This window comes from Flavobacterium sp. ASW18X (assembly GCF_005144745.1).
GTDB lineage: Bacteria > Bacteroidota > Bacteroidia > Flavobacteriales > Flavobacteriaceae > Croceivirga.
Genome location: NZ_SWKK01000001.1, coordinates 41,834 through 64,960 on the forward strand (window position 1 = coordinate 41,834; position 23,127 = coordinate 64,960).

Here is a 23,127-nt window from a genome sequence, read left to right on the forward strand (position 1 = left end):
GAACGTCAAGTTATTTTTGCTCTTTTATCTTTTGCTCAATACGCTTAGAGGTATTTAAGATTAACAATAAAACAATGGCAGATAGTGCAGCCAAAATACCAATACAAGCAATTAAGCTATCTCCCTTAAAAAGAGCATTAAAATCTAGCATGGTAACGTTATAAATAGCCAATGCTAATGCAATTAGTATCATTATAATTAAGAAAGTCTTGTTCATCGGTTTAGCAATTCGTTAATATTAGTGGCAAAAAGTTTTACAGCAATGGCTAATAAAATAACGCCAAAAACTTTTCTAATTATTTCTAGACCATTTTTACCTAGCATTTTTTCTATGCGTTTAGAAGATTTAAGTACTAAGTAAACAAACAACATATTTACCACAATGGCCACGATGATGTTTTCTACGTGAAACTCTGCACGTAAAGATAATAAAGAAGTCATAGTTCCTGCTCCTGCAATTAACGGAAAAGCAATGGGTACCACAGAGGCGGTTTTAGGTTCATCATCTCTAAAAAGAGGAATACCTAAAATCATTTCAATTGCTAAGAAAAAGATAATGAAGGCCCCTGCCACCGCAAAAGAATTTACATCTATACCAATTAGGTTTAAAATACTTTCCCCAACAAACAAAAAAGCAATCATAATACAAATTGCAACAATTGCAGCTTTTTCTGATTGTATATGACCTACCTTTTTGCGCAAAGAAATTATGATTGGGATACTACCTAAAATATCTATCACCGCAAATAAAACCATGCTCGCTGTGGCTATCTCCTTAAAATTGAAATTCATCCCATTAAATTTTGAGGGTGCAAATCTACAGTTATTTATGACCAAGTATTTGCTAAAACCCTATTAAATTTACAGCATCAAAATAAGCATTATGTTTCAAATAGACAGCACACTAATATCAGAGGAAATTTTGGAGAACGATTTTGTGTGTAATTTAAATGCGTGTAAGGGAGCTTGTTGTATTGAAGGTTCTTCTGGTGCACCGTTAACGGAAGATGAATTGCCCATTTTGGAGCAAATTTATACCGCTGTTACACCTTATTTAAGAGAAGAAGGCAAAAAGGCAATTGCGGAGCAGGGTGTTTTTGTTAAAGGAATGGATGGTGAATGGGAAACTCCATTGGTAAACGGGGAAGAATGTGCTTATGTAGCTTTTTCTGATGATGGAATTGCTAAATGCGGTATTGAGGAGGCGTATAACGATGGCAAAATAGATTGGAAAAAACCAGTGTCTTGCCATTTATATCCTGTAAGAACTAGAGCCTACACAGAATTTACAGCTGTAAATTACCACAAATGGACTATTTGTGACCCAGCTTGTGCGTTGGGAGAGGAGCTTAAAGTGCCAATATATAAATTTGTAAAAGATGCTCTAATTCGGAAATTTGGTACTACATGGTATGCGGAACTAGAGAAAGTGGCAGAGCAGCATCTTAATAAATAGGTATTTCTAATACCACCTTTGTTCCAGAAGGGTTACTTTTTTCATCGTATAAATCTATAATGTTTACACTATATCCGTGCTGATAATCCTTAGAAAAATTGGCCAATCGTTCTTTTGTTATATCTATCCCAACAGATTTACGTTTAATAACACGTTTTTCTTTTATTTTTTGTGATTTAGCACGGCCCACCCCATTATCCATAATGCTTAAAGTGATGTGGTAGTCATTGAGTTTTTCTACGGTTACTGTAATTTTTTTGAACCCCTCCTTAGAAGAGAGTCCATGCCATATGGCATTTTCTAAGAAGGGTTGTAATAGCAGTGACGGAATTTTTATGTTTTCTGGGTTTAAATCGTCTTTAATAACTACCTCATAACTTATCTCTTCAGAAAAGCGGATGTTTTCTATGTTTATATAGAGGTCTACGGTTTCTAATTCCTCTGCAAGAGTGGTTTCTTTTAGGGTAGAGCCGTCTAATATTCTACGTACAAGTTTGGAGAATTTATTGAGGTAATGTACCGCATTTTTTTTATCATTATTAATAATATACAGTTTTATACTGTTTAAAGAATTGAATAAAAAGTGCGGATTCATTTGGCTACGCAACATATTTTGTTCTAAACCAATCACCCTTTTTTCATAATTAGATTGGCGATTGCGATACATGATTAGTAAAATGGTAATGACCAATATTACGAGTAGTGTACTAATTAAAATGGTGGTTTGGTTCTTGCGTAAACGTAGATTTATAAGTTCATTTTCTGCATTAAGTTCAGCAATTTCATTGGCTTTTCGTTCAGCATCGTAACGTGTGATTAAATCGTTAATGTAACGTAGATTTTGTCCGTTTTTAACATCACTCTCTATACGTTCTGCCGCTTTAAAATAGGTTAGGGCTTTCTCGTAATTTTTACGTTTAGTTTCCAACTCAGATAAAAGCTTGTTGCCATAAATTATCTGCCCTGTAATGTTTTTATCCACGGCCATGCCAAGGCCGTCTAGCATGTATTTTTCTGCAACGTTAATAGCTCCAAGTTCCATATTGGCCCACCCTAGATTAATCATTACATTGCTCCAGATAAATTTGTCGCCAATGTTTTTTATGGGCTCTACCAATTGTTCTAATAAGTCTTTAGCTGCTTTGGGTTGTTGCTGCTTAAGATAGATTTGTGCAATGCTATTTTTGCAGATAATTCTACCGTAGGTATTATCCATCTCATCATTAATGGCTAAGGAACGCCTATTGTAATCTAGAGCGGTTTCTAAATCTCCTTTATATTCATAGCAATCGCCAATATTCTGATTGTTGATGGCTAAACCGAGTTTGTTTCCCAAATCGCCTTCAGATTTTAGGGCTCTCTGGAAATAATCAATAGCCAAATCATATTGCTCCAGAGATTGGTATATATTGCCTATGCAGTTGAGACTTATGTTGATACTTCGGTATATATGATGTGTTTTGTTTTTTACGGTATCTGCCATTTCTAATGCCCGTTGGTTGTAGTCTAGCGCAGTTTTAACAGCATCCATACGTCTGTAAACCACCCCAAGCATATTTAAACTATTGATGGTTAGACTAGTGTTTTTTATGTCTTTAGAGAGGGCGAGTGCCTCCTCATGGTAGGTAATGGCCTTTTTGTAGTCAGATTTATTTCTGAAATAGGTGCCGAGCATGTTTAATGCATATACTTTACCATCTTGATAATTCTCAGCATGGGCGGTGTCTCTAAATTTTAAAAGGAGCAATGTGTCTCTCTTAAAAAATCCAAAACTGCTATCTATTTCTTCGTAGGTAGTTGGTCTATTTGCTAATAAGGCTAAAATGGCTTTGTCTGCTGAAGGTGCCTCATTAAACTTAGTTTCTTGTGCAGTAGAGCGTATACCTATGCAAAAGCATAACGTGGCAATTAAGAAGACTCTTTGCTGTAGGTGCAGATACTGTAAACGGATTTGGGCCATAGTTCTGTTAGAGCAAATCTAAAAAATCCGATTTCTTTTGACGAGAAACAGGAATTTTGTGATTGGATTTTAAGATGACGTAGCCATCTGTTTTCAAAAACTCTTTAATCTTTCCTAAATTAACAACAAAGGAATTATGTATCCTAAAAAAAGAAGTATCGGGTAATAGTGCATTTACCTCCTTGAGCTTTTTTGTTAATACAATTTTTTGGCCATCTTCTAAGTATATGGTGCTGTAGTTACCATCAGACTCAGCATATAAAATTTCATCACTTTCTAAAAAAAGTAATTTGCCATCTGTATTAATGGTAATTTTTTTATCCAAAGAACGAGCATTAAAGTTCAAAAGAATCTGCTCTAATTTTTCTGCGGTTTGATTTTTGTTATTGAACTTTTTAATCTTTTTAATCGTATCGTTAAGGTCATCGGTATCAATAGGTTTAAGTAGGTAATCAATAGCTTCGTTCTTCAGAGCTTTCAAAGCATATTGGTTATAAGCAGTGGTGATCACTACAGGAAAGCTTTTGTTTTTTAGGCTTTTAATAAACTGAAAACCATCCATTAAAGGCATTTCAATATCTAAAAATAAGCAATCTGGGGTGTGGTCCTCTAAATAACCCAATGCTTCGTGTGCATCTGTAAATGACGCAATAACATTAACCTCATTACTAAGGTTGTTTAACTCCCACGTTAAACTTTCTAGAGCTTTAGATTCATCATCTACCAGTACAGCTTGTAACATGATTATAGGTGTTTAATGTAAAAATAAGACTTAGATTAAATTCTGCGCATAAGATTGTATTTCTGGTCGTTTATTATGCATAGTTGGTTGCTTTTAGGGTAATCCTGTAAGAAACAACCTGTTAACGCTGCAAATGTTAAAATTTATCTGTCAGAATTCATACAAACCGCTTTCCATTCGTACAGGTTTCTATACCAATTATACAAATAGGCTCAATTTGCGACCATTGTAGTGGTAATTTTAATCCAAGATTGCTAGACTAAAAACACGGACTAAGTTATGAGAAAGTGTATACTAATGTTCATCGTATTATTGATTTCGCTCTTCTTTGCTGTTGTTTCTGAAAAAGACATGCCAGCAAAACAAGAGACATTAATTGCAGCTAAGTAAAATGTTCATCACATTACCAACCATCGTACGGCCGCCAATGTGCGCAAGCATGTGAATAGATAAAATAGTTGATGCTTTTTCAATTGAGATGGTGCTAGGTTTCGGGGGAACTACCTAGGCTTTAATCCTTTTGATAATTGCATTGGCCGTACGGTTTGGTGGTAAGGTTATCCTATAAAATAAAGACCAAAAAGTATATAATTTGATTATACTTTTTGGTCTTTTTTGTTTTCGTTTACAATGTAAAAATAATGCGGTTTCAGCTCTAAGTTTGATCGGCTCAATAAACTCCGCTGCTAAGCCTACATTTCAACAAGATCTGTTAAAAACTTGTAATGTTAATTGCTTCAACAGCCTTTAGAATTCAATGGTATTTTACAATCTTTGTTTGTCCCTGCCGCCAGGTAATTTTTACAACCCATTCTAAAAATATTAGAGAGATATGTCTACTGCTGTTGAACCCATTTTACAAGAGAATAAAGATAGATTCGTAATCTTCCCAATCCAACATAATGATATCTGGGAATGGTACAAAAAGTGTGAAGCTTGTTTTTGGACTGCAGAAGAAATTGATTTACACCAAGATTTAACAGATTGGAATACAAAACTCAATGACGATGAGCGATATTTCATTAAACATATTTTAGCCTTTTTTGCGGCTTCTGATGGTATTGTTAATGAAAATTTAGCGGAGAATTTTGTAAACGAAGTGCAATATTCTGAGGCCAAATTCTTTTATGGTTTTCAGATAATGATGGAAAATATTCATTCAGAAACCTATTCGCTCTTGATAGATACTTATGTTAAGGATGAAAAGGAGAAAAATGTGCTTTTCCAAGCTATAGAAAATTTTCCTGCAATTAAAAAGAAAGCAGATTGGGCCCTTAAATGGATAGAGTCTCCCAGCTTTGCAGAACGTTTAATAGCGTTTGCTGCGGTTGAGGGTATCTTTTTCTCGGGAGCCTTTTGTTCTATTTTTTGGTTAAAGAAAAGAGGATTAATGCCTGGTTTAACTTTCTCTAATGAATTAATCTCTAGAGATGAAGGTATGCATTGTGATTTTGCTGTGCATTTACATAACAAGCACTTGATTAACAAAGTGCCAAAGGAGCGTATTAAAGAAATTATTGTAGATGCGTTAAATATTGAGCGAGAGTTTATTACAGAGTCTTTGCCCGTAAGCTTAATTGGGATGAATGCTAAGTTAATGACCCAATATTTAGAGTTTGTAACGGATAGATTACTTGTAGAAATGGAGTGCGAAAAGGTGTATAACGCCACTAATCCGTTTGATTTTATGGACATGATTTCTTTACAAGGAAAAACCAATTTCTTTGAGAAACGTGTTTCTGAATATCAAAAAGCAGGTGTACTTAAAAAAGACGATAGCGATTCTCAGAAAATCAGTTTTGACGCTGATTTCTAGTCAACAATAACACATACCACCCCCTTGGTATCTACAAGGGGTTTTTTAGAACCCAAAACGAGTTGTTAAAATTTTAACAACCTCATAATAGTATTGCCATTTATTAAGATTTAAAAGCGTTAGAAAAGATGTACGTAGTAAAAAGAGACGGGAGAAAAGAGCCGATAATGTTTGATAAGATTACGGCCAGAGTTAGAAAGTTGTGTTACGGGCTTAATAGCCTTGTAGACCCTGTAAAGGTAGCCATGCGTGTTATAGAAGGTTTATATGATGGGGTAACTACATCAGAACTAGATAACTTAGCTGCAGAGATTGCTGCAACTATGACTACTACGCATCCAGATTATGCAAGACTGGCTGCACGTATTTCTGTTTCTAACCTACATAAAAACACTAAAAAATCTTTCTCAGAAACGATGAAGGATTTGTACGAGTATGTAAACCCTAGAACAGGTAAGAAAGCGCCTTTGTTGTCTGATGAGGTGTACGAAGTAGTACAGGCAAACGCAGACAAATTAGATTCTACTATAATTTACAATCGTGATTTTGGGTACGATTATTTTGGGTTTAAAACCTTAGAGCGTTCGTATCTTTTAAAATTAAATGGCAAAATAGCAGAACGTCCACAACACATGTTAATGCGTGTTTCTGTAGGGATACACCTTAATGACCTGGATGCTGCTATAGAGACGTACGAGTTGATGTCTAAAAAGTACTTTACACATGCAACACCAACCTTATTTAATTCTGGTACCCCAAAGCCGCAGATGTCTTCTTGTTTCTTATTAGCTACTAAGGACGATAGTATAGATGGTATTTATGACACCCTTAAACAAACGGCTAAAATTTCTCAGTCGGCAGGTGGTATAGGTTTATCTATACATAATGTGCGTGCAACAGGTTCTTACATTGCAGGGACCAACGGAACATCCAACGGTATTGTGCCAATGCTACGCGTATTTAATGATACTGCACGTTATGTAGATCAAGGAGGTGGCAAGCGTAAAGGGAGTTTTGCTATTTACGTAGAACCTTGGCACGCAGATATTTTTGATTTTCTGGATTTAAAAAAGAATCATGGTAAAGAAGAAATGCGTGCGCGCGATTTGTTCTATGCCATGTGGATTCCAGATTTGTTTATGAAACGCGTAGAGGCAGATGCGGAATGGACATTAATGTGCCCTAATGAGTGCCCAAACCTTTTTAATATTCATGGCGATGAGTTCGAAGCGTTGTATCACAAATATGAGGCAGAGGGGAAAGGAAGAAAAAAGGTAAAAGCAAGAGAACTTTGGGAGAAAATCCTAGAGTCGCAAATAGAAACTGGTACACCCTACATGCTGTATAAAGACGCGGCAAATAGAAAGAGTAACCAGAAGAATTTGGGAACCATTAGATCATCTAACTTATGTACAGAAATCATGGAGTACACCTCTCCAGATGAAGTAGCTGTATGTAACTTAGCCTCTATTGCGTTACCCATGTTTGTAAAGAATGGTCAATTTGATCATAAAGAACTTTTTAAAGTTACCAAACGTGTCACTAAAAACCTTAACAAAGTAATTGATAGAAACTATTATCCAGTAAAAGAGGCAGAGAACTCTAACATGAGACACAGGCCAGTAGGTCTTGGTGTGCAAGGATTGGCAGATGCGTTCATTATGTTGCGTATGCCATTTACGAGTGATGAAGCTAAACAACTGAACCAAGAGATTTTTGAGACACTTTACTTTGCAGCAGTAACCGCGTCTATGGAAATGGCGAAAGAAGAAGGACCTTATTCTAGTTATGAAGGTTCTCCAATTTCTCAGGGCGAATTTCAACATAACCTTTGGGGTATTAAAGATGAAGAACTTTCCGGTAGATGGGATTGGGCTAAACTTCGTAAAGAGGTGCAGAAAAATGGTGTTAGAAACTCCTTGTTGGTAGCGCCAATGCCAACTGCTTCAACTTCTCAGATTTTAGGTAATAATGAATGTTTTGAGCCATATACGTCTAACATCTATACTAGAAGGGTTTTGTCTGGCGAATTTATAGTTGTGAACAAGCATTTATTAGAAGATTTGGTAAGCCTTGGTTTGTGGAACGAAGGTTTAAAACAAGAGCTAATGCGTGCTAATGGCTCTATACAGCATATAGAAAGCATTCCTGCAGAAATTAGAGAGTTGTACAAGACGGTGTGGGAGTTGAGTATGAAGGATATTATTGATATGAGTCGCCAAAGAGGATACTTTATAGATCAAAGTCAGTCCTTAAACTTGTTCATGGAAAATGCCAACTTTGCAAAGCTTACTTCTATGCACTTTTATGCTTGGAAGAGCGGTTTAAAAACAGGTATGTACTACTTGCGTACTAAAGCGGCTGTAGATGCTATTAAATTTACTTTAGACAATTCTAAAAAGAAAGAAGAGCCTGTAGCGGTAGAAACAGCAGTAGAGGTGCCTAAACCAGAGGTAGCAGCTACAATGCAAGTGAGTGCAACTGCGGTTGGTAATCCCAGTGATGTGGAAGTAGAGCCTATGTCTGCAGAAGAGATGAGAGAGCTCATTGCACGTGCTAAAGAAGGGCAAGCAGATGATGATTGTCTTATGTGCGGCTCTTAGTATTAGTGTATATACTATTATAAAAGTGTTTATTTAATACAAACGCCCAAAGCTTTTCCTTTGGGCGTTTGTATTTAAGGTCAAAAAAAAGCTCCCATTGGGAGCTTTTTTAGCGATAATCTTGCTTAGTTTAAAGTGACCATGCTTTATTGTTGGTCAGTTCGTTAACATTGCCACAGGCAATATATTCTCCAGGAATAGGCAGGTATGCTAAAACTTCTTCGCCTATGTATTCGGAGTTTTTATAGGCAAATGTTGCCATATCTCTAATGTCATTAGCAAAGGAGAAGTTAGCTACATCTTCTTCCAAAGTAGCTTCGCCACCTTGCATAATAGCTTCCATATAACCACTTATGGCTTTAGAATGTATTTCTTCCTCTTCTTCTGTACGTTTTCTAAGATACATTTTTAAAGCAGGTTCAATGTCTTCTGGTGTAAGGTCAGCAATGGTTTCCTTACCAGCATCTTTTTGTATTTTGCTAAAGAACATATCCATACGTTTAAGTACAAAATCTTGTTGCTCTTTTTCTAATACCTCTTCTATAAAAGTATCTATAAACGTATGTACGTTCATTTCTGTAGCAGAAGGAGTATCTGTTTTAGGTAAAATAATATCTAAAGTTTGCGCAAGGGCAAAACCTTTATCTTTCTCTAAAAAAGAAGGAACCCATTCTGCATAGGGAGCTTTTTCTTTACAACTTTGTAATACGCTCAATAATGTTGGGGTAGCAACGGCATAACCAAAAGCAAGCCCCATGTTTTTAAGTGCTGATCTCCTTTCCATTATAAGTTTCCTTTTTTAAGTTCTTCTGCGGCATGGTTGGCTGCTCTTGCTGTGAATGCCATATAAGTTAAAGAAGGATTTACGCAAGAGGCAGAAGTCATAAACGATCCGTCTGTTACGTAAACATTCTTACAGGTATGTACTTGGTTGTACTCATTAAGTACAGAAGTTTTTGGGTCACGCCCCATTCTTGCGGTTCCCATCTCGTGGATACCTAAACCAATAGCATACGGATTGTCATACGGTTCTATATCTCTAGCACCAGCTTTTTCTAACATTTGTACGGCTTGGTCTTGCATATCTTTACGCATGTTTAATTCGTTTTGGCGAATTTCTGCATCAAAAGTTACGGTAGGCAAGCCCCATTGGTCTAATTTACCGTAATCTAAGGTCATCTTGTTATCATGATATGGCAAAATCTCCCCAAAGGCTAACATGTTCATATTCCAACCACCTGGAGAAAGAACAGCATCTTTATAGGCTTTACCAAAGCTAGCTTCGGCCACTAAGTCTTCATAATCCCCACGGCTTGCACCACCTTGGTACCCATAGCCACGAGTAAAATCTTTCATATCAGAAGCGCCACCTAAATTTCTAAATCTTGGTACGTAAATTCCATTAGGCTTTCTTCCTTTGTAATATTTATCGTCAAAACCATCCATTTTACCACGAGCACCAACTAAAAAGTGGTGGTCCATAATATTGTGTCCTAGTTCTCCAGAGTCATTTCCTAAACCATCTGGAAAACGGTCAGACTTAGATTGCATCAAAATAGAGGTAGACGCTACAGCAGAAGCACATAAGAAAATTACTTTTGCTTTAAATTCATAGGTCTCTTTAGTTGTGCGGTCTATTACTTTAACTCCAGTTGCTTTTTTAGTATCTGGGTCGTACATAATTTCGTGTACAATAGCATCTGGTCTTAGTGTCATATTACCAGTAGCTTCCGCAGCGGGTAGGGTAGAAGAAAGACTGCTAAAATAAGCTCCAAAAGGACAGCCTCTAACGCAACGGTTTCTAAATTGGCAACGAACTCTACCATCGCCTTCAAATTTTTTATCACTATTTATGTGTGCAACCCTACCAGAAGTTAGGATTCTACCATCAAAATGTTCGAAAACCTTTTCGCGTACGTGTTGCTCCACACAATTTAGGTCCATCATGGGCTCAAACTTACCATCTGGTAGTTGCGGTAAGTTTAATAATTCTCCAGATACACCAATGTAAGATTCTACTTTATCATACCAAGGAGCAATATCTTTATAACGGACAGGCCAATCTACAGCAATCCCTTCTTTTTTATTGGCTTCGAAATCTATCTCGCTAAGACGATAACTTTGTCTACCCCACATTATAGAACGCCCGCCCACGTGGTAACCACGCATCCAGTCAAAACGCTTAACCTCATTATAGGGGTGCTCTAAATCATTAACAAACCAATGTTTAGATTCTTGCTTTACTGTGTAACCTGTACGTGCTTGTTTTTCTTGTTGCTTTAAGTCTTCAGCAGTTGGGTTTCCAGCGTTTTTAAAATCCCACGGATCTTTATTGGCAGTTGGGTAATCCTCTCTATGTTTTACCATTCTACCTCTTTCTAAGACTAGGGTCTTAAGGCCGTTTTCGCAGAGCTCTTTTGCGGCCCATCCACCGCTGATCCCTGTTCCAACTACGATGGCATCATAAGAATCCTGTTCCTCGTTGTAATAGAATTTGCTCATTTGTTTAAAATTGTTTATTCTCTAAATGTATTAAATATTAAATTAATTTTCTACATTTAATCCTTATGAAAATTGAGAATATCGTACTATAACGTTGTAGTTTTCGCTAATCTCTTCAAAATCAGAAATACTTAAAAATCACCATGAAACGACGAAAATTTGTAGAAAATTCCGCTTTGACCACCATTGGAATTTCTGTCTTGGGATTACAAGCTTGCAAACAGGAAAAAAAGAAAGAAGAAAAAATGACAGAAGGGGGGATGGAAGTAGAAAAAGAAGAAACCGTTTTTTTTCAAATTTCACTAGCACAGTGGTCTATTAATAGAATGATTAGAGAAGAAGGTTTAGATCCCTATCTTTTTGCTGAAAAAGCAAAACAATGGGGCTTCACTGGATTGGAATATGTAAGTGGATTATACTACCCAGAATTAGAGAAAGAAAATTTTTCTGAAGCGGCTATGAAAAATTTTGTAGACCGTAGCAATGCAGAGGCAAAAAAACACGGTTTGCAAAATCTTTTAATCATGATAGATGGCCAAGGAAATTTGGCAGTAAATGATGAGGCAGAGCGTAAGGCTGCAATAGAGAATCATTATAAATGGGTAGATGCAGCTGCTGCAATGGGTTGCCATAGTATCCGAGTAAATTTAGCGGGTAGTACGGTAGAGGAAGAATGGTTGCCTGCGGCCATAGATGGACTTAAGGGTTTAAGTACATATGCCATGGATAAAAATATAAACGTGATTGTAGAAAATCATGGCGGTTTATCTTCTAACGGAGCCTTATTGGCTCAAGTAATGCAGAAAGTAAATATGAAAAACTGTGGTACCCTCCCAGATTTTGGGAATTTCTGTATTGCTAAAGAAGATCCTAATAATTGGCATTCTACCTGTGTAGAAATGTACGATAGGTATAAAGGTGTGGCAGAATTAATGCCGTATGCCAAAGCTGTAAGTGCTAAATCTATGAATTTTGATGCTAATGGTAATGAGACAGATACCGATTACAATAAAATGTTGCGCATTGTTAAAGATGCTGGTTATGCTGGTTTTATAGGAGTAGAGTACGAAGGGGATGAACTGAGTGAAGAAGCGGGTATTTTAGCAACCAAAAATTTATTGATTAAAGCAGCAAAGACAATAGTATAACCCTACCTAGCAATGGAATCCCATTTAAATCAACTGTTTGACTATAATTTTTACTGTAATAAAGAGCTAATTCTTCAGGCCAAAGATGTCGTAGATTACCCAGAAAGCTGCAAACGCCTGTTTTCTCATATTTTAAATGTACATCATTTATGGAATGCAGCTATGTTGGGAGAAGCTTCTGAATATACTCAATGGCAAATCCACGCTATAGAGGATTGGGAAGACATTCATTATAACAATCAGCGAACTACTTTTGGGTTACTTCGTAATACTGAGGATTTGAGTAAGCGCATCAATTATACTACCGAAAAAGGGAATACCTATACCACTGAATATAAGGATGTGCTCTTTCACATCATAAACCATTCTACGCATCACAGAGGGCAACTATTGGTAGAATTACGAAAGCATAATGTAGAGCCCTTAGAACTAGAGTATATTATTTACAAACGATAACAAACCAAAATTAACTGAATAAATAAAACGAATACATGGAACAAATCAATAAGAACAAATTATTTCTAGCAGCCTGTGTCTCGCTGATTGTTACTTCTATGACCTTTGCTATTAGAGCAGGAATATTAAATCAACTAGGAGTTGATTTTGAAATTAACAATACAGAGTTGGGGTATATAAATAGTATGGCTTTTTTAGGGTTTCCGATTGCTATGCTAATTGGTGGGTTTATTTATAACTCGGTAGGGCCAAAAAACTTAATGATTGTAGCCTTTGTCTGCCATGTTTTAGGTTTGTTGTTAACCATTTACGCTGGTGGCTTTTGGTCGCTAATCATTTCTACATTCTTTATCGGATTTGCAAATGGCTCCGTAGAGGCAGCTTGTAATCCTATGATTGCAGATATGTATACCAATAATAGAACCGCTATGCTTAATAAGTTCCACGTTTGGTTTCCTGGCGGATTGGTCATTGGTGCCTTAGTTTCTAAATTTATGACGGACGCAGGTTTAGGTTGGCAATTGCAAATAGCTACCATGTTAGTGCCAACAGCTATTTATGGCTTTTTGGTATTTACACAATCCTTTCCTAAAAGTGAGAATATGGTTTCTAAAACCACAGACAATGTTAAAGGGTTATTAGACCCTTTGTTCTGGTTTATGATGCTTTGTATGACGTTAACCGCAACTTCAGAATTTATACCGCAACAGTGGATAGAGACTATTTTGGGTAGTTCTGGTGCTAGTCCAATGTTAGTATTGGCCTTGGTAACGGGGATTATGGCTTTGGGTAGATTTTTTGCAGGGCCTATTGTTCATAAATTAAACCCCATAGGCGTGTTGTTAATGTCTGCTATAATTACCACAGTAGCTATTTATTTTATGAGCGTTGCTGAGGGAGATATAATTTACGCAGCAGCAGTATTATTTGCACTTGGGGTGTGCTATTTCTGGCCAACCATGATTGGTTTTACATCTGAGTATTTATCAAAAACAGGAGCATTGGGAATGTCTTTAATGGGAGCAGCAGGGATGTTTGCTACCTCTATTTGGAATCCTATTATAGGTTCTAGATTAGATGCAGAAAAAGAGACGGCTATAGCATTTGGTTTGGTAGAAGAAGCAGCAGATATTGCTGCTGGCCAAGCGGTTCTTGGCTTTATGGTATTTTTTCCGTTAGCATTGGTATTACTGTTCGGTGTCCTTTTCGCCCTAAGAAAAAAAGTAGAAACAAAAAGAATACATACAAAAGCTGCGTAAGTAGCATAATTAGTTAAATCACGATAATTTAAAAACAATGCCAAAAAAAATTAGATTAGGAATTGTAGGTGGAGGAGGCGATTCACTTATTGGTGTACTGCACCGTATCGCTGCCCATATTAATGACAATTATCAAATCACAGGAGCGGTTTTTAACCCCGATTTTGAAAAGAATAAAGAATTTGCTCAAGAGATAGATGTACCCTTAGATAGGATTTATTCCGATTTTGACACTATGGTTGCAGAAGAGCTTAAACTGCCAGAAGACGAAAGAATACAAGTGGTTTCCGTTCTTACGCCTAATTTCTTGCATTTTCCTATGGCTAAAAAGTTATTGGACAACGGCTTCCATGTCATCTGTGAAAAGCCAATGACTACAAGTTTAGAAGAGGCTAAAATTTTGCAAGAATCTCATGAAAAATCTGGTGTTATTTTTGCGCTAACCCATACGTATACGGGCTACCCAATGGTGCGCCAAATGCGCGAAATGATTAAAAGTGGCGAGCTAGGAAAAATACATAAGGTAGATGCTCGGTATTACCAAGGATGGATCAATCCAATTATCCATGATAAAGAAAAGCGTTCTAGTGTTTGGAGATTAGACCCCAAAAAAGCAGGTATTAGCTCTTGTATGGGAGATATAGGTGTACATGCTTTTAATATGGTAGAGTACACAACTGGGTTGCAAGTAAAATCTATCTTGTGCGATTTTAATTATTTGTATGAGGATAACCAAATGGATGTAGATGGTACTGTTTTAATTCGTATGGGAGACCATGTAAAAGGTGTAATCCGTAGTAGCCAAGTAGCTACTGGCGAAGAAAATGGATTGGCTATTGCTATTTATGGCGAAAAGGGGGCGTTTAGATGGGAACAAGAAAGACCTAATTTCTTGTATTTTATGAGTGATACAGAAGCTACTCGTATCTACAAACCTGGACATGCTTACAATAGCGAATTTTCTTTGGATGGTACCAAGTTGCCACCTGGGCACCCAGAAGGTATTTTTGATTCTATGGCTAATATTTATTTGGGTGTTGCTAGGGCCATACGAGGCGAAGAAACTAATAGTGGAGCTTACCCAACTATGAAAGATGGGGTAAGAGGTATGAATTTTATAGAGGCTACTGTAGCATCTCATAAAGGTGGGAATACTTGGGTGACATTAGAAGACTAGCATAAAAAACCAAAGGCCGTTAGCGGCCTTTGGTTTTAATATATTTTTTCAAATCGTTCAAACACCACAATCATGCTCTGACTTGGATAGCGGTCAAAGGGTCTTAACGCTCTTGTATAGAAAGCCCAATGTGTGCGCTGCCAGTGTTCTAAAGACTTATCACCTTCACCTTCTAGTCGTGCGTGCTCCGCGTTAATAGTAAAGTAGGGTAGTAGTTTTACAGAAGTGGTTTTTACAACACACTTTGGTGTTCCGGACCAGTCCGTAACCACAAATAGGTTACCTATTTTGGGGAGCGGCTCATTGTTATGTTGCAAACTTAAAAGCGCATGTGCTGTGGCACGTTTAATATCATTTTTTACCAGTTCTGCGCAAGTGTTAGCATCGGCTTCATTGTCGCAAAAATATCCATAGTTATAGGTATGGTTTTTATAAGAAGGATAAGCTTTGGAGAATTCCTCCCAAAACAGTTTTACAGCTTCGTTTTTCATAGCAGCAATATTAATTAAAAATGCAATTTAATTCGATAGAGGACATGGGGTTTTCGACCAAGGAGTGCATCGTTTTAACGAAAATTATCTTTTCGTTATTCAAACAAATAAACTGAAAGAATACGCCTGTTGCGTTGCTTGTAGTTGCTATATTTATAGAGTGTTACATTGGACAATAGACGAAAATTAATCACATAAACCGAAAACAAAAAACATAAAACAGCATGAAAACAATAAAAGGCCCGGCAGTATTCTTGGCGCAATTTGTAGACAGTAAGGCACCTTTTAATTCTCTAGATGGCCTATGCGAATGGGCTTCTGGATTGGGGTATAAGGGCATCCAAATTCCTACTTGGGAAAACTTTTTAATTGATTTGGACCAAGCTGCAGAAAGTCAAGCTTACTGTGATGACTTAAAAGGAAAAATTAATTCTTATGGCTTGGAGATTACGGAATTGTCTACCCACTTGCAAGGCCAGTTGGTTGCCGTAAACCCTGCGTATGATAGTATGTTTGATGGTTTTGCACCAGAAGCGGTACGTAACAATCCTAAAGCAAGAACGGAGTGGGCAATAGATACGGTAAAAAAAGCAGGTACAGCGAGTAAAAGATTAGGCTTAAATTCTCATGCTACATTTTCTGGCGCATTACTTTGGCACACGGTTTATCCTTGGCCGCAACGCCCAGCAGGCTTGGTAGAAAAGGGTTTTGATGAATTAGCAAAACGTTGGCTGCCTATTCTTAATCATTTTGATGAAAATGGGGTAGATGTTTGTTATGAAATTCACCCAGGAGAAGATTTGCATGATGGGGTAAGCTTTGAGCGCTTTTTAAAAGCAACGGGTAACCATAAGCGTGTAAATATGTTGTACGATCCAAGTCATTATGTATTACAACACTTAGACTACATCACCTTTATAGATTATTACCATGAATTTATAAAAGCCTTCCATGTTAAGGATGCAGAATTCAATCCAACCGGAAAACAAGGAGTGTACGGCGGGTATTCTGATTGGATAGACCGCGCGGGTAGGTTCCGTTCTTTAGGTGACGGTCAAGTAGATTTTAGCGCAATATTCTCCAAACTTACCCAATACGGTTGTGATGTTTGGGCGGTTATGGAATGGGAATGTTGTATGAAAAGTCCTGAGCAAGGAGCAAGGGAAGGGGCACCGTTTATACAAAAACATATTATTGAAGCTACGGAGAAAACTTTTGATGATTTTGCTGGCGGAGACGTAGACGATGCCTATTTAAACAGTATTCTAGGGTTATGAGAAATTGGTTAATTGGAGCAGCTTTTTTAGCTGTGGTAGCCTGTAAGCAAGAAAAGAAAGAAGACCCGGTAAAAGAAGCGGTTGAGGAAGTATCCCAAGAAGTGGCAGCGCCAAACTGGGAGGTGTTATTTGATGGTAGCTCTTTTGATGCGTGGCATTATTACAATGGCGGAGCGGTTACAGAGCCTTGGAAGATAGAAGATGGTGCTATGGTATTTTACCCGTCTAAAGAACGTAATGGCGAAAGTTATAATCTGGTGACCAATAAGGAATACACTAACTTCTTATTACAGTTAGAATGGAAAGTGGTAGAAGGCGCGAATAGTGGAATTTTCTATGGAGTAAAAGAAATAGAAAAATTTGGACAGCCGTACCAAACGGGACCAGAAATTCAGGTGCTAGATGATGAAAATCATCCAGACGCCAAGAATGGAACCAGTCACCAAGCTGGCGCTCTATACGATATGGTTTCACCTTCAGAAAAAACGGTAAATCCTATAGGCGAATGGAATACAGTAGAGCTTTTGGTCAATCACAATACCAATCAAGGCTACGTAATCCAGAATGGGGTAAAAGTAGTAGAGTTTCCTGTTCATGGCGACGCATGGGATGAAATGATAGCGAATTCTAAATTCAAAGGTTGGGAAGGTTTCGGTACTTACCAAACAGGAAAAATAGGGCTACAAGACCATGGAGATCAAGTAGCTTACAGGAATATCAGAATAAAAGAATTATAACCTAATTATGAATAAAATTAAAATAAGTCTGCTGAGTTTAGGGGTGCTATTGGCTGCTTCTTGCAATGAAACTCCGAAAACGGACAAAACTGTGGCAGGGGAACAAGAAAAAGTAACCTCGGAAATGGATAGGGGTAAGGAGCCTACCAAACCAGAAGAGACGGAGATTTATGAACCTGTGCCGCCAAAAGTTACGGTATCTGAAAATGGAGTGCCTAGTGATGCCATTGTACTTTTTGATGGCGAAAATCTTGAGAATTGGGTTAGTAGTAACGATGAAAGTTCAGCAGCGAAATGGCATGTTAATGAAGATGGTTCCATGACGGTAAATGATAAAACAGGTAATATACAAACCAAACAAAATTTTGGTAGTGTACAACTACATATAGAATGGAAATCTCCATCAGAAATTCAAGGGGAAAATCAAAGTAGGGCCAATAGTGGTGTTTTTTTGCAGAAACGCTATGAAGTACAAGTGTTAGATAATAATGACAATCCAACCTACGTTAATGGGCAAGTAGGTTCAATCTATAAACAATCTGTGCCATTGGCAATGGCCTCTAAACCATCCGGAGAATGGAATACCTATGACATTATTTACCACGCACCAGAGTTTAATGCAGCTGGTGACAAGACTAAATCGGCTACCATTACCGTGCTTCACAACGGAGTGTTAGTCCAAGACCATTTTGAGATAGAAGGGACATCAGAATATATAGGGTGGCCAAAAAATATAGCACATGGTAAAGCGCCAATTATGCTGCAAGACCATGGCGATAATAGCCGTGTTAGCTATAGAAACATTTGGGTTAGGGAACTATAGCTTAGATTCTGGCAAGGGTAATAAATATACAATTCTATATTAGTTACCTTTGCCAAAATTTACCAACTCACATGATTCAATCCATGACCGGTTACGGAAAGCACTCACTACAACTTTCCAACAAAAAGATTACCGTAGAGCTTAAATCCCTCAACAGTAAAAATCTAGATATTAATGCGCGTATACCGCAAGGGTATAGAGAAAAAGAGTTAATACTAAGAAAGCAAATTGCAGATGCTCTTGTAAGAGGTAAAGTAGATTTTGGCTTATTTGTAGAAATTACAGGGGAAGAAACCACGGCAGAAATAAATGCAGGAGTAGTAAAAAAATACATGGAGCAACTTAATGCCATTGCTAGTGGCGATGACGTTAAGTTGTTAGAGTTAGCATTACGCATGCCAGACACCCTCAAGACAGATAAGGAAGATATAGATGAAGATGAGTTTCTTAAGATTCAAGAAGCGTTAGAAACAGCTTTGAACAATATCAATACGTTTAGGTCAGAAGAGGGTAAGGTGCTAGAAACAGATTTTCAGAATAGAATAAATGCAATTCAGGATTTATTAGCGCAAGTTAAAGCTATAGACCCAGAACGCTTAGGGAGTATTAGAGAGCGTTTAGAAAGGGCTGTTGCAGATTTGCAAGCAGATGTAGATGCCAATAGATTTGAGCAAGAATTGATTTATTATTTGGAAAAGTACGATATCACGGAAGAAAAAGTGCGCTTAGCCAATCACTTAGATTACTTTACAACCACAATGGCATCCGCAGATAGTAATGGTAAAAAATTGGGTTTTATAGCTCAGGAAATTGGTAGGGAAATCAATACCATTGGTTCTAAGGCCAATTATGCGCCCATGCAACAGTTGGTTGTTCAAATGAAAGATGAGTTAGAGAAGATTAAAGAACAATTATTGAACGTACTATGACAAAAGGTGGCAAGCTTATCATATTTTCAGCCCCTTCCGGTAGTGGTAAAACAACTATTGTAAGGCATTTGTTGCAACAGCCAGAGTTAAACTTGGCGTTTTCTGTTTCCGCAACATCTCGTGCACCTCGCGGTGAGGAAAAAGATGGGATTAACTACTATTTTATTTCTGCGGAGGAGTTTAAAAAACACATTAAACAAAACGATTTCTTGGAGTGGGAAGAAGTCTACAGAGATAACTTCTACGGTACGTTAAATAGTGAAGTAGAGCGATTATGGGCAGAGGGCAAGAACGTTATTTTTGATATAGACGTGGTTGGTGGTTTGCGTATCAAGAAAAAATATCCGGAACAGACGTTGGCGGTATTTGTAAAACCACCTAGCGTGGACGAACTCAAAATTAGGCTTAAAAAGCGCAGTACGGAAAGTGAGGATAAGATAAACATGCGTATTGCAAAAGCTTCGGTAGAATTGGCTACGGCGCCACAGTTTGATAAGATAATCAAAAACTACGATTTAGATACCGCCCTGCAGGAAGCACACCGCATGGTGGCAGAGTACGTAGGGGTAACCGCTAGCATAGATTCTGATAAATAATGAAAAAAGTTGGGCTTTATTTTGGAACGTTTAATCCCATACACATAGGCCATTTGATCATTGCGAACCACATGGCCGAATTTTCTGATTTGGACGAGGTTTGGTTTGTAATTACCCCTCAAAGTCCGTTCAAGGTTAAGAAGTCTCTTTTAGATAACCACCATAGATTGCGAATGGTAGAAGAAGCTATTGAAGACAATTACCCTAAGTTAAAGGCAAGCACCATCGAATTTAATCTGCCGCAACCCAATTACACGGTAGATACCCTTGTGCATTTAGGCGAAAAATATGGAGATAAATACCATTTTTCTTTGATGATGGGAGAGGATAATCTTAAAAGCTTCCACAAGTGGAAGAATTATGAGGTAATCCTAGAATACCATGATGTATATGTATATCCTAGAATTTCTGAAGGTGTGGTAGAACATCAATTTATAAATCACCCAAAAGTGCATCGGGTAGCGGCTCCTATTGTAGAAATTTCCTCAACCTTCATCCGTAAAAACCATAAACTGGGTAAAAATATTAAGCCTTTACTTCCTCCAAAAGTTTGGACCTATTTAGATGAGATGAATTTTTACCGTTAATATTTAGTTTTATTTAACTATTCTAGAGTGTTTTTCCTTTCTCAAAAGTTTCATATTTGAAAGATGAAAAATGTTCTACTACTGGGATTAGCTTGTCTTTTCCTAACCAACCAAACCCTAGAAGCTCAAAAAAAGAATAAAAAGAAGAAGAGCCAACAAGAAACTACTACTCCTACTAAGAAACCAAAAAACGGTATCAAAACTTACAAGGAGGTGATTACCAAAGATGCAAAAACAGATGATGGTATTTTTAAGGTGCATCAAGTTAATGACGCCTATTTTTACGAAATTCCCTTTGCTAATTTAAACCAAGACATGCTTTGGGTAAGTAGAATTGCCCAAATACCCAATGGTTTGGGTGGCGGTTATGTAAATGCAGGCTCTAAAACCAATGAGCAAGTGGTACATTGGGAGCGCTTTCAGAATAAAATATTACTTAAGATAAAATCCTACGTTAATGTAGCAGAAGAGGGTAAAGCTATACGTAATTCCGTTAAGGTAAATAACTATGAACCTATTCTGTATGCTTTTGATATCAAGACATTTTCTAAAGATTCTACTGCGGCTGTAATTGATGTTACAAAATTTTTCACCTCAGATGTGCCAGCAATAAGTGGTTTGTCTGCACGGTTACGAAAAACATACAAGGTTAAAAAATTAGATAGTGATCGTAGTTTTATCAATAGCGTAAAGAGTTTTCCTAAAAACATAGAAGTAAAACAAGACTTTACCTATGTGGCATCAGAACCGCCAACAGAGGGCAGGGCAGAGACCATTAGCCTACAAATGAATCAGAGTATGATTCTTTTGCCAGAAAAACCGATGCAACCTCGTTTGTATGACCCTAGAGTGGGGTTTTTTACGGTAAGTCAGTATGATTTTGGTTCCAAAGAATTAAAGGCAGATTACAAAACCTATATCCGTAGGTGGCGTTTGGAGCCTAAAGACCCTGAGGCCTATGCTAGGGGAGAATTGGTAGAGCCTATTAAACCTATTGTATATTATTTGGACCCAGGAACGCCCGAAGAATTGCAAAAGTATATTAAACAAGGAATAGAAGATTGGCAGAAACCGTTTGAAACTGCTGGCTTTAAAAATGCAATTATAGCTAAATATGCACCAACTCCAGAAGAGGACCCAGATTTTAGTCCAGAAGATATACGTTATTCTGTGGTGCGTTATGTAGCTAGTACTACCAGGAATGCGGTAGGGCCAAGTGTATCAGATCCACGTAGTGGGGAGATAATAGAAAGTGATATTATTTGGTATCATAACCATTTAAGAAGTTACCGCAACCGGTATTTGTTAGAAACGGCAGCGGCCAACCCTTCTGCTCGTACCTTAGATACACCAGCAGACGAAATTGGAGAGATGATGCGTATGGTTATTGCTCACGAGGTTGGGCATGCCCTTGGTTTTCCTCATAATATGGCTGCCAGTTATGCGTATCCTGTAGATTCGCTTCGTAATGGGGTGTTTACACAAAAAAATGGTATAGCAGCTAGTATAATGGACTATGCACGCTACAATTATGTGGCACAGCCTGGAGACGAGAATATTCGTTTTATACGCCAAATGGGCCCTTATGACCATTATGCTACCAATTGGGGATATAGGTACTTGCCAGAAGCTTCTTCGCCAGCAGAAGAAGTGCCTACTCTAGATCAATGGATTTTAGCAAAGGCAAACGACCCTGTCTATAAATTTGGAAGACAATCAAGTAGGTTCGACCCACAATCACAAACAGAATGTATTGGTGATGATCCCGTATTGGCCAGCACCTATGGACTTAAAAACTTAAAGTATGTAGCCGAGCATTTGCCAGAATGGACATCTGACCAAACCAATGATTATACCGATTTAGAAGAACTGTATGGTGAGTTGTTGGGAGTTTATAGTCGTTTTACGGGTCATGTAACCACAACCATAGGGGGTGTTTTTGAAAATTTGAAAAAACCCAACCAAGAAGGAGTAGTATACAGTGCTGTGCCAAAAACGCAACAGCAAGAAGCTATGCGTTGGCTACACAAAAACGTATTTAATACGCCAGATTGGTTGCTTATAGAAGATGCATTGCCCAATATAGACCATGCGGGTTATTTTGAAACCTTACGCAGCGTACAAGCTAGGCAGCTGAATGCCTTGTTGAGTTTTGATAGACTAGGCAGGCTTATAGATAATGAAGAAAGGGGAGGGTACACAGCTTACGATATGTTAAAAGAGCTAAGAGCTGGTCTTTTTAAAGAGGCTGCACAAGGAAAAAACGTTAGCCTATACCGAAGAAATTTACAACGGAGCTATGTAGACCGCATGCAGTATCTAATGACGGAAGAGGACAAAGGCTACAATTATTCCAGACCTGGTTTTGAAAGTAAACTCGTGTATAATGTAAATACATCTGATGTTACGGCTTTGGTACGTGGAGAGTTAGAAACACTTAAAAGACAGCTAAATGCCGTTAAGAATAATGGTTCTACCTTAAGCCATTATCATTACAAGGACCTAATAGCTCGCATAGACAAATTGTTGGCCGTAGATTAGGTTTATGTTTATAAAGAGATAGAGCAC

At 37.6% G+C, this 23,127-nt stretch carries 21 protein-coding genes; 14 read left to right on the top strand and 7 right to left on the bottom strand.

What is annotated here, in order from left to right; all coding sequences use genetic code 11:
- Positions 1 to 10: 10 nt before the first annotated feature.
- Both FBT53_RS00185 and FBT53_RS00190 read right to left on the bottom strand, forming a co-directional pair.
- A complete protein-coding gene (locus FBT53_RS00185; RefSeq protein ID WP_136949151.1) occupies positions 11 to 217 on the bottom strand; it encodes a hypothetical protein in 207 nt (68 codons plus the stop codon).
- Positions 214 to 792 (bottom strand): MarC family protein, encoded by a 579-nt coding sequence (locus FBT53_RS00190; protein ID WP_136949152.1) that lies wholly within the window; start codon positions 790 to 792, stop codon positions 214 to 216. The genes FBT53_RS00185 and FBT53_RS00190 overlap by 4 nt, the downstream gene beginning before the upstream one ends.
- Positions 793 to 883: 91 nt before the next feature.
- Between FBT53_RS00190 and FBT53_RS00195 the strand changes: the two genes are divergently transcribed.
- A complete protein-coding gene (locus FBT53_RS00195; protein WP_136949153.1) occupies positions 884 to 1,456 on the top strand; it encodes a DUF3109 family protein in 573 nt (190 codons plus the stop codon).
- Here FBT53_RS00195 and FBT53_RS00200 read toward each other — a convergent pair.
- Both FBT53_RS00200 and FBT53_RS00205 read right to left on the bottom strand, forming a co-directional pair.
- The gene (locus tag FBT53_RS00200) at positions 1,446 to 3,416 is read right to left on the bottom strand and encodes a tetratricopeptide repeat protein (protein ID WP_136949154.1); all 1,971 of its coding nucleotides are present in this window, start codon (positions 3,414 to 3,416) and stop codon (positions 1,446 to 1,448) included. The two genes, FBT53_RS00195 and FBT53_RS00200, sit on opposite strands and share 11 nt — an antisense overlap.
- Before the next feature lie 7 nt (positions 3,417 to 3,423).
- Positions 3,424 to 4,158 (bottom strand): LytTR family DNA-binding domain-containing protein, encoded by a 735-nt coding sequence (locus FBT53_RS00205; RefSeq protein WP_136949155.1) that lies wholly within the window; start codon positions 4,156 to 4,158, stop codon positions 3,424 to 3,426.
- Between the two features lie 832 nt (positions 4,159 to 4,990).
- Here FBT53_RS00205 and FBT53_RS00210 point away from each other — a divergent pair.
- Together FBT53_RS00210 and FBT53_RS00215 are read left to right on the top strand one after the other, a co-directional pair.
- Positions 4,991 to 5,974, top strand: a complete 984-nt coding sequence (locus FBT53_RS00210; protein WP_136949156.1) for a ribonucleotide-diphosphate reductase subunit beta — start codon at positions 4,991 to 4,993, stop codon at positions 5,972 to 5,974.
- Between the two features lie 128 nt (positions 5,975 to 6,102).
- Positions 6,103 to 8,577: a ribonucleoside-diphosphate reductase subunit alpha gene (locus FBT53_RS00215; protein WP_136949157.1), complete on the top strand. Its 2,475-nt coding sequence runs from the start codon at positions 6,103 to 6,105 to the stop codon at positions 8,575 to 8,577.
- 130 nt (positions 8,578 to 8,707) lie between these two features.
- On the opposite strand, the gene FBT53_RS00220 is transcribed toward FBT53_RS00215, so the two are convergent.
- Both FBT53_RS00220 and FBT53_RS00225 read right to left on the bottom strand, forming a co-directional pair.
- Positions 8,708 to 9,361: a gluconate 2-dehydrogenase subunit 3 family protein gene (locus FBT53_RS00220; protein ID WP_136949158.1), complete on the bottom strand. Its 654-nt coding sequence runs from the start codon at positions 9,359 to 9,361 to the stop codon at positions 8,708 to 8,710.
- Positions 9,361 to 11,079, bottom strand: a complete 1,719-nt coding sequence (locus tag FBT53_RS00225; protein ID WP_136949159.1) for a GMC oxidoreductase — start codon at positions 11,077 to 11,079, stop codon at positions 9,361 to 9,363. Before FBT53_RS00225 ends, FBT53_RS00220 begins: the two co-directional genes overlap by 1 nt.
- A gap of 143 nt (positions 11,080 to 11,222) precedes the next feature.
- Between FBT53_RS00225 and FBT53_RS00230 the strand changes: the two genes are divergently transcribed.
- Genes FBT53_RS00230 through FBT53_RS00245 form a run of 4 tightly spaced genes read left to right on the top strand, consistent with a single transcriptional unit; the run spans position 11,223 to position 15,119 of the window.
- Positions 11,223 to 12,227: a sugar phosphate isomerase/epimerase gene (locus tag FBT53_RS00230; protein WP_136949160.1), complete on the top strand. Its 1,005-nt coding sequence runs from the start codon at positions 11,223 to 11,225 to the stop codon at positions 12,225 to 12,227.
- A 12-nt stretch (positions 12,228 to 12,239) separates the two neighbouring features.
- Complete coding sequence (locus FBT53_RS00235; RefSeq protein ID WP_136949161.1) at positions 12,240 to 12,683, top strand: DinB family protein; 444 nt, start codon at positions 12,240 to 12,242, stop codon at positions 12,681 to 12,683.
- A 35-nt stretch (positions 12,684 to 12,718) separates the two neighbouring features.
- The gene (locus tag FBT53_RS00240) at positions 12,719 to 13,942 is read left to right on the top strand and encodes a sugar MFS transporter (RefSeq protein WP_136949162.1); all 1,224 of its coding nucleotides are present in this window, start codon (positions 12,719 to 12,721) and stop codon (positions 13,940 to 13,942) included.
- Between the two features lie 37 nt (positions 13,943 to 13,979).
- Complete coding sequence (locus FBT53_RS00245) at positions 13,980 to 15,119, top strand: Gfo/Idh/MocA family protein (protein ID WP_136949163.1); 1,140 nt, start codon at positions 13,980 to 13,982, stop codon at positions 15,117 to 15,119.
- Positions 15,120 to 15,154: 35 nt separating this feature from the next.
- Here FBT53_RS00245 and FBT53_RS00250 read toward each other — a convergent pair whose 3' ends face one another.
- Positions 15,155 to 15,610: an ASCH domain-containing protein gene (locus FBT53_RS00250; protein WP_136949164.1), complete on the bottom strand. Its 456-nt coding sequence runs from the start codon at positions 15,608 to 15,610 to the stop codon at positions 15,155 to 15,157.
- A gap of 224 nt (positions 15,611 to 15,834) precedes the next feature.
- Here FBT53_RS00250 and FBT53_RS00255 point away from each other — a divergent pair, with 224 nt between their 5' ends.
- The 7 genes from FBT53_RS00255 to FBT53_RS00285 all read left to right on the top strand — a co-directional run bounded on the left by FBT53_RS00255 (position 15,835) and on the right by FBT53_RS00285 (position 23,100).
- Positions 15,835 to 16,887, top strand: a complete 1,053-nt coding sequence (locus tag FBT53_RS00255) for a sugar phosphate isomerase/epimerase (protein WP_136949165.1) — start codon at positions 15,835 to 15,837, stop codon at positions 16,885 to 16,887.
- On the top strand, positions 16,884 to 17,624 hold the full coding sequence (locus FBT53_RS00260; RefSeq protein ID WP_136949166.1) for a DUF1080 domain-containing protein: 741 nt from the start codon (positions 16,884 to 16,886) through the stop codon (positions 17,622 to 17,624). The genes FBT53_RS00255 and FBT53_RS00260 overlap by 4 nt, the downstream gene beginning before the upstream one ends.
- A gap of 7 nt (positions 17,625 to 17,631) precedes the next feature.
- Positions 17,632 to 18,447, top strand: coding sequence for a DUF1080 domain-containing protein (locus tag FBT53_RS00265; RefSeq protein ID WP_136949167.1), 816 nt, complete (start codon positions 17,632 to 17,634; stop codon positions 18,445 to 18,447).
- A gap of 71 nt (positions 18,448 to 18,518) precedes the next feature.
- Positions 18,519 to 19,376: a YicC/YloC family endoribonuclease gene (locus FBT53_RS00270; RefSeq protein WP_136949168.1), complete on the top strand. Its 858-nt coding sequence runs from the start codon at positions 18,519 to 18,521 to the stop codon at positions 19,374 to 19,376.
- Positions 19,373 to 19,972: a guanylate kinase gene (gene gmk, locus FBT53_RS00275; RefSeq protein WP_136949169.1), complete on the top strand. Its 600-nt coding sequence runs from the start codon at positions 19,373 to 19,375 to the stop codon at positions 19,970 to 19,972. The genes FBT53_RS00270 and gmk overlap by 4 nt, the downstream gene beginning before the upstream one ends.
- Positions 19,972 to 20,559 (top strand): nicotinate (nicotinamide) nucleotide adenylyltransferase, encoded by a 588-nt coding sequence (gene nadD / locus FBT53_RS00280; protein ID WP_136949170.1) that lies wholly within the window; start codon positions 19,972 to 19,974, stop codon positions 20,557 to 20,559. The genes gmk and nadD overlap by 1 nt, the downstream gene beginning before the upstream one ends.
- 63 nt (positions 20,560 to 20,622) lie before the next feature.
- Positions 20,623 to 23,100: a zinc-dependent metalloprotease gene (locus FBT53_RS00285; RefSeq protein ID WP_136949171.1), complete on the top strand. Its 2,478-nt coding sequence runs from the start codon at positions 20,623 to 20,625 to the stop codon at positions 23,098 to 23,100.
- Positions 23,101 to 23,127 lie beyond the last annotated feature (27 nt).

Bases quoted from the DNA above. Each gene is read 5' to 3' on its own strand.
- FBT53_RS00235 (WP_136949161.1), top strand. From the start codon at position 12,240: ATGGAATCCCATTTAAATCAACTGTTTGACTATAATTTTTACTGTAAT.
- FBT53_RS00210 (WP_136949156.1), top strand. From the start codon at position 4,991: ATGTCTACTGCTGTTGAACCCATTTTACAAGAGAATAAAGATAGATTC.
- FBT53_RS00200 (WP_136949154.1), bottom strand. From the start codon at position 3,416: ATGGCCCAAATCCGTTTACAGTATCTGCACCTACAGCAAAGAGTCTTC.
- FBT53_RS00190 (WP_136949152.1), bottom strand. From the start codon at position 792: ATGAATTTCAATTTTAAGGAGATAGCCACAGCGAGCATGGTTTTATTT.
- FBT53_RS00205 (WP_136949155.1), bottom strand. From the start codon at position 4,158: ATGTTACAAGCTGTACTGGTAGATGATGAATCTAAAGCTCTAGAAAGT.
- nadD (WP_136949170.1), top strand. From the start codon at position 19,972: ATGAAAAAAGTTGGGCTTTATTTTGGAACGTTTAATCCCATACACATA.
- gmk (WP_136949169.1), top strand. From the start codon at position 19,373: ATGACAAAAGGTGGCAAGCTTATCATATTTTCAGCCCCTTCCGGTAGT.
- FBT53_RS00285 (WP_136949171.1), top strand. From the start codon at position 20,623: ATGAAAAATGTTCTACTACTGGGATTAGCTTGTCTTTTCCTAACCAAC.
- FBT53_RS00215 (WP_136949157.1), top strand. From the start codon at position 6,103: ATGTACGTAGTAAAAAGAGACGGGAGAAAAGAGCCGATAATGTTTGAT.
- FBT53_RS00225 (WP_136949159.1), bottom strand. From the start codon at position 11,079: ATGAGCAAATTCTATTACAACGAGGAACAGGATTCTTATGATGCCATC.
- FBT53_RS00195 (WP_136949153.1), top strand. From the start codon at position 884: ATGTTTCAAATAGACAGCACACTAATATCAGAGGAAATTTTGGAGAAC.
- FBT53_RS00220 (WP_136949158.1), bottom strand. From the start codon at position 9,361: ATGGAAAGGAGATCAGCACTTAAAAACATGGGGCTTGCTTTTGGTTAT.
- FBT53_RS00265 (WP_136949167.1), top strand. From the start codon at position 17,632: ATGAATAAAATTAAAATAAGTCTGCTGAGTTTAGGGGTGCTATTGGCT.
- FBT53_RS00245 (WP_136949163.1), top strand. From the start codon at position 13,980: ATGCCAAAAAAAATTAGATTAGGAATTGTAGGTGGAGGAGGCGATTCA.
- FBT53_RS00250 (WP_136949164.1), bottom strand. From the start codon at position 15,610: ATGAAAAACGAAGCTGTAAAACTGTTTTGGGAGGAATTCTCCAAAGCT.
- FBT53_RS00270 (WP_136949168.1), top strand. From the start codon at position 18,519: ATGATTCAATCCATGACCGGTTACGGAAAGCACTCACTACAACTTTCC.
- FBT53_RS00255 (WP_136949165.1), top strand. From the start codon at position 15,835: ATGAAAACAATAAAAGGCCCGGCAGTATTCTTGGCGCAATTTGTAGAC.
- FBT53_RS00230 (WP_136949160.1), top strand. From the start codon at position 11,223: ATGAAACGACGAAAATTTGTAGAAAATTCCGCTTTGACCACCATTGGA.
- FBT53_RS00185 (WP_136949151.1), bottom strand. From the start codon at position 217: ATGAACAAGACTTTCTTAATTATAATGATACTAATTGCATTAGCATTG.
- FBT53_RS00240 (WP_136949162.1), top strand. From the start codon at position 12,719: ATGGAACAAATCAATAAGAACAAATTATTTCTAGCAGCCTGTGTCTCG.
- FBT53_RS00260 (WP_136949166.1), top strand. From the start codon at position 16,884: ATGAGAAATTGGTTAATTGGAGCAGCTTTTTTAGCTGTGGTAGCCTGT.